Origin of the sequence: Persicitalea sp. (assembly GCF_041751555.1) — a bacterium.
Taxonomy (GTDB): Bacteria; Bacteroidota; Bacteroidia; order Cytophagales; family Spirosomataceae; genus Persicitalea.
In genome coordinates this window covers 1-10,022 of the sequence record NZ_JBGSXF010000764.1, presented here as the reverse complement: position 1 = coordinate 10,022, position 10,022 = coordinate 1, and the positions used below count along the sequence as shown (strand labels likewise).

General features: G+C 52.3%; 6 protein-coding genes. 1 reads left to right on the top strand and 5 read right to left on the bottom strand.

Annotated features, from left to right (window positions below; translation table 11 throughout):
• The 5 genes from ACEW8P_RS26680 to ACEW8P_RS26660 all read right to left on the bottom strand — a co-directional run.
• Positions 1–1,076, bottom strand: a 1,076-nt coding sequence (locus ACEW8P_RS26680; RefSeq protein WP_373516106.1) for a hypothetical protein, incomplete at its 3' end; no start/stop codon positions are given.
• A gap of 105 nt (positions 1,077–1,181) precedes the next feature.
• Positions 1,182–2,381 (bottom strand): histidinol-phosphate transaminase, encoded by a 1,200-nt coding sequence (locus tag ACEW8P_RS26675; protein ID WP_373516105.1) that lies wholly within the window; start codon positions 2,379–2,381, stop codon positions 1,182–1,184.
• A gap of 234 nt (positions 2,382–2,615) precedes the next feature.
• Positions 2,616–3,083 carry a hypothetical protein gene (locus ACEW8P_RS26670; RefSeq protein WP_373516104.1) on the bottom strand — a complete coding sequence of 156 codons (468 nt, stop codon included), beginning with the start codon at positions 3,081–3,083 and terminating at the stop codon, positions 2,616–2,618.
• A 101-nt stretch (positions 3,084–3,184) separates the two neighbouring features.
• Positions 3,185–4,660, bottom strand: coding sequence for a SusD/RagB family nutrient-binding outer membrane lipoprotein (locus tag ACEW8P_RS26665; protein ID WP_373516103.1), 1,476 nt, complete (start codon positions 4,658–4,660; stop codon positions 3,185–3,187).
• 37 nt (positions 4,661–4,697) lie between these two features.
• Entirely contained in the window at positions 4,698–7,874 is a 3,177-nt protein-coding gene (locus ACEW8P_RS26660; RefSeq protein WP_373516102.1) for a SusC/RagA family TonB-linked outer membrane protein, read from the bottom strand.
• 505 nt (positions 7,875–8,379) lie between these two features.
• Here ACEW8P_RS26660 and ACEW8P_RS26655 point away from each other — a divergent pair.
• On the top strand, positions 8,380–10,022 hold a 1,643-nt coding region (locus ACEW8P_RS26655), incomplete at its 3' end, for a DUF1549 domain-containing protein (protein WP_373516101.1).

The window sequence follows — 10,022 nt, the reverse complement described above, 5'->3', positions numbered from 1 at the left end:
TAAGATGATTTAGTGACCAAATTGGGAAGAATACCCAAGGCCGTAAGCACCGCGCCCGCAATCAGAATGGTGGGCAGGTGCGTGAACAACTCTCCCGTGGAAAGAATGCCCAGAATCAGCATCGTCGAAAACGGCAGCGAGAAAGCCAGGATCAGTACCGCCAATTCTACATCGAACGTCCGGCGTTCCTTGGACATCCCCTTGGCCTCCTCCCGCAGGTTGAACACCGAGATGTGGGCGAAGGGCCAGAAACTCGCCGAGCTCAACGGCAGCACTACCGCCAAAAGTACCATTGTCGTGTCGCCAATGTTGAAAAGTGAAATAAGCGCGGCGCTGAAAAAGAGCGAAATACCCGCCCGGAACAGCAGCATCGACATGACCAGTTTTTTTCGACCTTCTTTCAATTGTACCGCCAGGCCAATGAATATCAGTACTAACGGCGTCATCATCGCGCTGGTTTTGTCGAACAAGTCGGCAATGACCGGAGGCAGCGTGGCGTAGCTGACGCCGAAGCTAAGCAGCACAATAGCCAAAACAAGGAGAATGTTAATCGGCTCTTTCACCAAACTCACCAGCAGGTCTTTTATTTTCCCCTTCATGTCCGTCGATTCGTTGACGCTGTTTTTCAGGAACATATTCATCGCGATGATGTAAAGGAAAATCAGCACAAAGAATTTGTTTCCTACGTCGGCCATGGCAGCTTTCGCCAGACCCTGTTCACCCAAAAATTCCGCAATGAACGGAAAGGCCGATAAGCCCGGCGCGAGCGAGGGCAAAAGCATCATCAGCGTTCGCCCAGTCGAACTATTTTTCTCGACCCCAAAGAAGTTGAAAACCAGCGGAGAAGAATAAAAGACGAAGAAGTTGAAGGCAAGAGCGGCAATCGGAATGAAAAACAGCGACGCTTCCACGTGGATTTTCATCATGGCGATGAAAATCGTCGCGGGCAGGGCCACCGACAGGATGATTTCTTTGATCCCGTTGAGTTGTTCTTTATTCTTGAATTTGCCCCGAATAATAAGACCGAGAACAATCAATAAAATCAGGGTAACCGTTTTTTGTAAAGCGTCGCTCATGGTAGTGGGAAGAAAAATAGGTTGCCAATCGAGCAAAAAACTGGCCCTTCGATCCGTAAGAATGGGTTGGATCGAACAAATCGAAGGGCCGGGAAAGGGTTGTGGTCAGGTCACGTCTTGCAAGGCACTGACGAACATTTTCATTTCGTCCATCGTACCCAGACTCACGCGGCAGTAGGTCTTGTCATGAATATCGAACGAGCGCACCATGACGCCTTTGTCAGCCATTTTTTTGAGGTACTCCTTGCCATCCATCGTGATGGGGAACATCACAAAGTTGGTGTAGGAAGGAATGTACTTATAACCCATCTTGTCCAGGCTGGCGTACAGGTATTGCTTCGCTTCGTGGTTGAGCTTGCGGGTGTTGTCCTGGAAATTCTTGTCGTCCAGAGCTGCCGAAGCCGCTGCGATGGAAGTGAAGGCAATACCCATTCCCCCACGCGTAATATCCTGAATCTGATCGAGGAAGGCGGTCTGAGCGGCGATGTAGCCTACCCTCAAACCCGCCATGCCCATGATCTTGGAGAAAGTACGGGCGATGATGACATTCTTGTTCTTTTGCAGCAGACCGACCATGCTCTTGGTGTCGGCACCGACAGCCAACTCAATGTATGCCTCGTCGATAAATACAGGTACTTTCTCAGATACGCGTGAGCAGAAATCTTCCAATTCCTTGCCGGGCGTGATCATCGCCACGGGGTTGTTGGGATTACAGATATAAACCAATTTAGTGTCTTTGTCGATGGCCGCTTCCATCGCCTTCAGGTTGTGCGACCAGTCGTCATTGCAGGGAACGGCTTTCCAGGTACCGCCTACCGACTTTGCCACGTTCATCAGCGACATATAGGAAGGGTCAGCCGAAACCACATTTCCGCCGTCTTTGAAGAGAACGATGGCTACTTTTTCGAGCAAGTCCGAGGAGCCGGGCCCCATCATGATGTTCTCGGGCTTTACGCCTTCCTTGGTAGCAATCTTGCCAATCAGATCGTAGAGTTCGCGCCAGGCGTAGCGGTTGCCGCCGTTCACGGATTCTTTCACTGCTTCCATGGCGGCAGCGGGAGGGCCGTAAGGGTTTTCGTTAGCGTTCAGCTTGGCAATCATTTTCGAGGCATCCAGTTTCTCGAAAGATTCTCCGTTCAGGAAGTGCTCACGCAGCAGCGGGCTGCGGTAGATGCGGTTGGAGCGGTCGAGGTATAGGGGTGCATTAGCAAACGCACCCGCCTTCAGGTGAGGAGCAACGGCCATTCCACCCAGGGTGAGAAGGCCCGATTTCAGCAAACTGCGGCGGTCGATATTTCGTGACATAGGAATAAGGATATTAATTTTGTGTAAAGATTGAAAACAGAGTGTTTGTTTTGTAATAACGAAATTAGACAAACTTTTTAATAATATAATACATTGACTATTAGGAAATTATTCCGCATAGTTAAAGATTTGTAAAATATTCTAATTAAAACTACCCTAACTGCAATTTTTAGGATCAAGATACTAAGTCAGATAGTGCCAATCTACTGATTGACACTATCTGACGAGTGAATTTTACTTGGCCTGCACCTGTGATAACCGCGTAAAAGCAACTCCTTTGTGAATACCCGACCACGAAATCTTGACGACCGTCCCGGCTTTCGGCGTTGGTACGCCTAAATCGGCCCAGGTCTTTTCCAGCGATACCACGCCCTGTGCGTTCGAAGTCGTCTCGCCCAGCGCAGTCCCGCTGCGCAGCGTAATTTTCATCGGAATGTTTGCCACCGGAATGGAGTCGATGCCGATGTTTTTGTCCAGAATTCCGCTTTTGTCCAGTTCCAGCAAGCGAGCAGTCAGCGTCACTTTTCCACTGGCTGGATAAGAAACCGTAGGCTCGCCTGAGAGGGGTGCCCCAAACGAAGCTCCCACGATGTCCACCAAAACCGGGGCCACTACCCGATCCACAAAGGGGTCGTCCACTTTACAGGCAGCAAAAGAAACCGCTGTTATAATTATGAGTGAGTATGAGAATATCTTTTTCATGTAATGATGAGTGATGAGTGATGAGTGATGAGTGATGAAATTAATAGTAGCGAATTGGAAGAACCAACCGTTAACCGTTAACCGTTAACCTTTGACCCTTTTCATTCCGCCCACCAAAGCTTCGTTTTCATGTCGTTTGGCCCACCGTTGAGAGCGGCTCCAGCTTCGACAGAGGTCGCGTTCAAAGAATACTCTGAGTTGGGATAAGGGAAGCGTGTAGGCATGATGCCGTCATTGTCGAATACGGCACGGCTATCGAAAGCGGGGAACTTCGGCAGGCCCGTGCGGCGCTTCTCGATCCAGGCTTCGATGCCCTGGCCGAACAGCGCGATCCACTTTTGCTCCAAAACCTTCTCGCGCGTTACGGGACCGACTTTCGTCAGATAGTCGCTTGGGACGGTAAGGCCGTATTGCGCGAAAGAGGCGGTGATGCCCTTTTCGAAGTACGTCTTGGCGTCGCCACTAATGTCGCCATCCAGCACGGCCTCGGCCAGAATCAGGTTTAGTTCCGAGAAAGTCATGATGACTTCCGGGGCATCGGCCTTCACAAAGTAATTACCGATAGTCGAGCTCGTCGCCAGATAGGTGGTGGCGATGGCGTCGGGCAATCCGTTGGGATGGCCCTGGTACTTGCCATCTTTATTGGGATTGGCATAGACTGTGACGCGGGTGTCGCCGAGCGAATTGAGCTTATCGGCCAAGGTGGCGCTAATGTTCCAGTCGGTACGGCCATCCTGCACCATCACCTGATTCCATTCGTTATTGCTGGGTAGCACGCTGGTAGTTTGCAGAGCAGCGTTATCGGCATTGCTGGTAAAAATGGGGTACTTGGTGGCATCGCCCAGGATTTCGGCCATAACGGCCTTCGACTCGGCGGATTTCTTCGCCGCCTGACGGTTCGCCAGTCGGAGACGCAGCGAATTGGCGAATTTCTTCCATTTCATAATATCGCCGCCGTACAGGATGTCGCCCGAAATGGCCGGGCCACCCACGGTTAATTTGTCATTGGCGGTTTTTAGATCGCTCAGCAGTCCGGCGTACACCATTTCCATTGCGTCATACTTAGGTGTATAAATCGGGGACTCCGCCGTGCCGGCCAATGCTTCCGAGTAAGGAATAGCTCCGTACATATCCGTCAGCAGCGAAAATACCCACGAGCGCATCACCAGCGCCACGCCTTCGTAGTTGGCGTTAGGCTTGATACCGTCGGTCTTCGACTGGGTGATGATCCGCTGGAAGTTCAGCAGAGCGTCGTTATAAAAGCCCTTCCAGTTGTTGGCAACCAATGCAGGTGACACGCTGAAATTGTCTCCTTCGTTGGAATAAATGTTTCGCGTAAAGTGCTGGACGTACAGCTCAGCAGCGTCGATGTTGATCCGCTCGAAGCGGGTGCGATGACCCCAGTAGCGGTCGATCGCCGATTCGATCCCGGTCGGCAGCAGGTACTGCGCCCCGATGGTCGTCGGGCTGTTGGGGTTGGTGTTTATTTCGTCAAAGTCCTTGGTGCAGCTCGTGATTGAAAGTGCCCCCGCGAAGGCTAGGGAACTTACTGTTTTTATATTGATATATCTTTTCATGTTATCTAGATTATGAGATTTGAGATTTGATCCCGTTCTAAAACGATAGCGACAGATTCACGCCCATGCTGCGCGAGCTGGGTAGTTCTCCGTAGCCGAAGCCTTGCGCATTGCCACCTTTGGAGTCGAACTCGGGATCGACGTGCGGGGTGTTCTTGAAAATCATCCACACGTTTCGGCCCACCAGCGACAGCTTCGCAGACTGAATGTGTAGCCTTTCCAGCAAGTAGGACGGGATGTTGTAGCCCAGCGACAGTTCGCGCAGTTTCACGTAGCTAGCGTCAAAAATCGCTGCTTGGTGGTAGTTACGGGGGTTGTTATAGCGGTAGAGTTGGTTAGCCGTGACGATGATGTCGTTCGGTACGTAGCTCTTGGTACCATCAGCAGCGGTCAGTTCACGAACGCCTTTGCCAATCACGCCTTCTTCGCGACCCAGGGCCGTTTCGGCGTACTGGCCTGTCCAGCGGCCCGTACCCGTTCCTTCGTCGTAGATGTCGCCACCCATGCGCACATCTACCAGCGCGGTTAGGGTGATACCTTTGAAGTTGAAGGTGTTCAGCATTCCACCCGTGAACTTGGGTTGAATGTTTCCGATGGCCTGTTGGGTGCCCTGCAGCAGCGGCAGACCGTTGCTGCCATACACGATGTCTCCGCTCGGCGAACGCTGGAAGGCATTGCCGTAGAAGGTTCCGTATGGCTGACCCACGCGGGCTTCCGAAGTCATGCCGCGTTGCGAAGCCAGGGTGTAAGTCGTCAAGCCCTCGGCTAGTTCGACTACCTTGTTGCGGTTGCGGGCGTAGTTCAATGAGACATCCCAGCTAAACCCATTACCGAGTTTCAGGGGCGTTCCCGACAGCGTCAGCTCAATGCCTTTGTTGACAATTTCACCCGCGTTGAGCAGTCGGGTGCTGTAGCCGCTGGCCTTGGAAATTTCCACGCCCAAAATCTGATTGCGGGTCGTTTGCTCGTAATAGGTAGCGTCCAGTCCGACTTTGCCCCGGAAGAACCGCAGATCGGCACCAAATTCCAGTCCCGTCGTGATCTCGGGCTTCAGCGAGGAGTTGGCGATCCGGAGGCTCTCATTGAACTTAGGCAGCGAGCCATTCCACGAGCCGCTCGACTCGAAAATCTGGGCCAGTTGATAGGGACCGGCGTCGTTGCCTACCTGCGCCAGGCTGGCGCGAACTTTGGCAAAAGTTAAAACACTGCTCTTTATGTTCAGCAGATCCGACACCACGGCGCTCACCGAGGCCGAAGGATAGAAATAAGAGCGGGCGTCGCTGGGCAGCGTACTCGACCAGTCGTTGCGGGCCGTCACGTCCAGGAACAGCATGTCACGCCAGCCGAAGTTGGCAGCAGCGAAGAGGCTCTGCACCTTCGATTTCTCGATCGAGCTTTCCAGTCGGTTCAGGCTGGGAACGGTGTTACCCGCGTTATAGATACCGTCCACCACCAGTCCGTCGGCGTTGAAGAAGTTGCGCTTGTAGTAGTTGGTGCGGTCGATGCCGCCGAACTGCACGGTCGTACTGAAATCGGGCGTGAGGTCTTTGTCGAACGTAAAGATGAAATCGTGGTTCGTCTCCTGGCTGCGGCGTACCGACTCGCTGTAGCGTCCCGGCGTAGTGTTGCCGTTGCGGGTACGCTCGAAGTTGGTTACGCTGATATTCGTATCCGTCCACAAGTCGGTACCCGTGCGTACCATCAGACTCAGCGAAGGCAGTATCTTGTAATTCAGAGCGATATTACCCAGTAAGCGGTCTTTGTCATTGCCATTCGGCAAGTTTTTTTCCGAGAAAAACGGATTCGTGAAAAAGGTGTGCTGCCAGTTGGCCGGATCGTTGTCGGGTGTTTTCCCGGCCACAGCGCGCTGGATGTGGACATCCTCGTACTGTTCGTAGTTACGTAGTTGCTCCCACGACACGCTGCGGTGCGACCAGATGAACTGCTGGCCCGCGGTGTAGCCCCGGTTGCGCGCCCCGGTCTTGATATACTCGCCCGCCATGGTAATGCTCAGGTTCTTAGTCAGGTTATATCCCGAGTTGATGCGGAAGTTGTTGCGATGGTAATCATTGTAGTACATGATACCCTTTTGATCCACGCGACCCAGCGACAACCGGAAGAATCCCTTGTCATTACCGCCCGAAAGGGCGATGCTGTTGTTGATCGTCGAACCCGTGTTCCAGTACTCTTCCCAGTTGTTGGGTTGTGGCGTCAGCGGAGCCACGTCGGTACCCGTCCACCACTGCCGCACCAGGCGACCGTCCATCGGAGCGCCCCAGCTTTCGTCCGTGCCGGCAGAGCCAGCCAGCGGGTAACGGGCATCGTAAACCGCGCGGTACTGCTGGATTTGGGCGGGGTCGGTGATCGAACCACTCCAGCCATCGTTGTACCAGGTGCGGTAGCCGCTACCACCGCCGTAAGTATCCTGGAAATCAGGCTTGATCCAAGGGCGCTCGAAAGTGACGTTTGAGTTGAAAGAAATGCCCAACCCTTTCGTTCCCTGGCCGTTTTTGGTCGTAACCAGAATAACACCGTTGGCCGCGCGGGAGCCGTAAAGAGCGGCCGCGTTGGGACCTTTCAACACCGACATTTCCTTGATGTCGTCGGGATTGATTTCCGAGATGCCCCCACCGTAGGTCTTGCTGGTAGTTTGATCCATCGGTACGCCGTCGATCACGATTAGCGGCTGGTTGTTGCCCGACACGGACGAAGAACCGCGAATCTGAATCGTAGAGCCGCTGCCTGGCCCACCATTGGATTGGATGCGAACGCCCGCGATCTTACCCGACAGTCCGTTGACCACGTTTGTCGAGCGCGACTCCGTCAGGGCACTGCCTTTGACTTCCTGCACGCTGTATCCCAACGCTTTTTTCTCGCGCTCGATACCGAAAGCCGTCACGACTACCTCGGCCAGTTGGCGGGTGTCAGCGGTGAGTTCAATATTGAAATTACTCTGATTACCAATGGGGATTTCCTTAGTAAGAAAGCCCACAAATGACACGACCAAAATTCCGTCGCCAGGTACTTTCATCGTAAACTTGCCATCGGCGTCGGCGTTGGCACCAATGTTTGTACCCTTATAAATGAGAGAAGCACCAGGTAGGCCCTGCCCGTCCTCGGTGGCGGTGATCGTGCCGCTCAGTTCTCTGACTTGAGCCAGGCTCATGGTCGAACAGAGACAACCCATCAATAGCAATAGTACAGTTTTCCTCATCTGCATTTCATTTTAGGTAAGTGAAAAATCTGACACCCGAATTATAAACAGATAGCTACTTATGTAGTATCTGCCTTTTTTGTATTCGGCACGTCAAAAGTATCGTCAAAAGCATCTTATGCCAAATATTTTTTAAGTGAAATTGGATTATATCAAAATAAATATAATTGACATAGTCATAACTGATTACGATTATTGCACTTATCGTATAAGGATTAAAAAAATAGCGGCGGGAGTAGTTAATTTTATTTTTTGCCCATTTGATAAGACGGGCAGCAGCAGAGATCCGTTTTCTTTGAAAAGTTCATAAAAAGGAAGCGATCGTGCTGGGAAGAAATTCCTCAGTACGTATTTTTGCGTTCGGATAAAGTGAATTGAATTCAAATAATGCCGAATGATTTACCGATTTTTCGCGTTAGACTTGGGCAACAATTGCCTTTAGTGAAAAAGTGATCTACAATCTCCCTTCGGGAAGCCGGTCACCAAAAAATTATATTCTTAAACCATGAAAATCGTCTTCATAGTAATAGGAATCGGCGTCACGGTTCTGCTGACATCCTGGCTGGGACTTTTTGAGAAACAGGTGGACTACAATGCCGACGTCAAACCCATCTTGAATAAAAACTGCATGGCCTGTCACGGTGGCGTGAAGAAAGCGGGTAATGTCAGCTTTCTGTTTGAAGAAGAAATGCTGAATCCTGGCAAATCCGGCAAGATTCCCGTGGTGCGCGGCGACGCCGACGCCAGCGAAATGATTCGCCGCATCCTGAGTGATGATCCCGACGAGAGGATGCCGAAAAAAGGGCCCGGCCTCACGGACGAGGAGGTGAGTACTTTGAAAAAATGGATCAATCAGGGCGCGAAGTGGGGCAATCACTGGTCATATGAGCGAGTGGAACGGCCCGAATTGCCATCAAATGACAGTTTTTGGACTAAACTGGGCTTTGGCAGTGACGTGGAAAACTGGCCGAAAAATGAACTCGACCATTTCGTTTTGGCTAAACTAAAAAAAGAGGGGCTAAACCCTTCTCCCGAGGCCGATCGCGCCACGCTGATTCGCCGGGTGAGCCTGGACTTGACCGGACTGCCGCCGACGCCGCAGGAAGTCCACAATTTTGTCAGTGACGAATCAGAAAATGCTTACGATAAGGTAGTCGATCGACTGCTGGCTTCCCCGGCCTACGGCGAGCGTTGGGCGGCGATGTGGATGGATCTGGCCCGATACGCCGACACCAAGGGTTACGAGCGTGACGGAGGACGCAGCATCTGGCGTTACCGCGACTATGTCATCAATGCTTTCAACCAGGACAAGCCGTTCAGCCAGTTCACGGTGGAGCAACTCGCCGGAGATTTGATGGGTAATCAAAAGACGGGGCTTGCTACCGACGAGCAACTTGTCGCCACGGGTTTCCACCGCAATACGATGAACAACGACGAGGGCGGCACTGTAGACGAGGAATTCCGGGTAGCCGCGCAAATCGACCGCGTGAACACGACCTGGGAAGTGTGGCAAGGGACGACTTTCGGCTGTGTGCAATGCCACAGCCATCCCTATGATCCCATCCCGCATGACGACTATTATAAGTACATGGCGTACTTCAACAACACCCGTGATGAAGACGTGACCAGTGAAACCCCTACACTCCGATTTTTCGAAGGAGAAGATTCGACCCGCGTCGAACGGGTGAAAGACTGGGTGAAGCAACACGGTCCGAGCCAAGTGCAGCAGGTTACCCAATTCCTGCGCATCGCCGAACCGAAGATCAACTCGCACGATTTCGACGAATACGTTAGCTCTGCGTTGCTTGACGCCAAGTACTATGGCGGACAGCATGGCGGATCGGCGCGAATAAAGTCCGTGCCTCTAACGGGCAAAAACCGGATGCTGGTCAGTTTCAAGCGTGGTTCTGAATCGGCCAGGATGAGTATTCATCTGGATTCGTTGCGTGGCTCCAAACTGGCCACTGTACCGATTCCTACAGTAAGCGATTCCATTGTAATCGTGCCTTTACCGGAAATAAAGGGAACGCATTCACTTTACCTCGCCTTCAGCGATCCGAAAAAGCCCAAGGGTTTCACATCCATCAAATGGGTGGCTTTTCAGGAAGCCTTACCTGGTGAAGATAGCCCCGGCTACCAGGCGGTGCT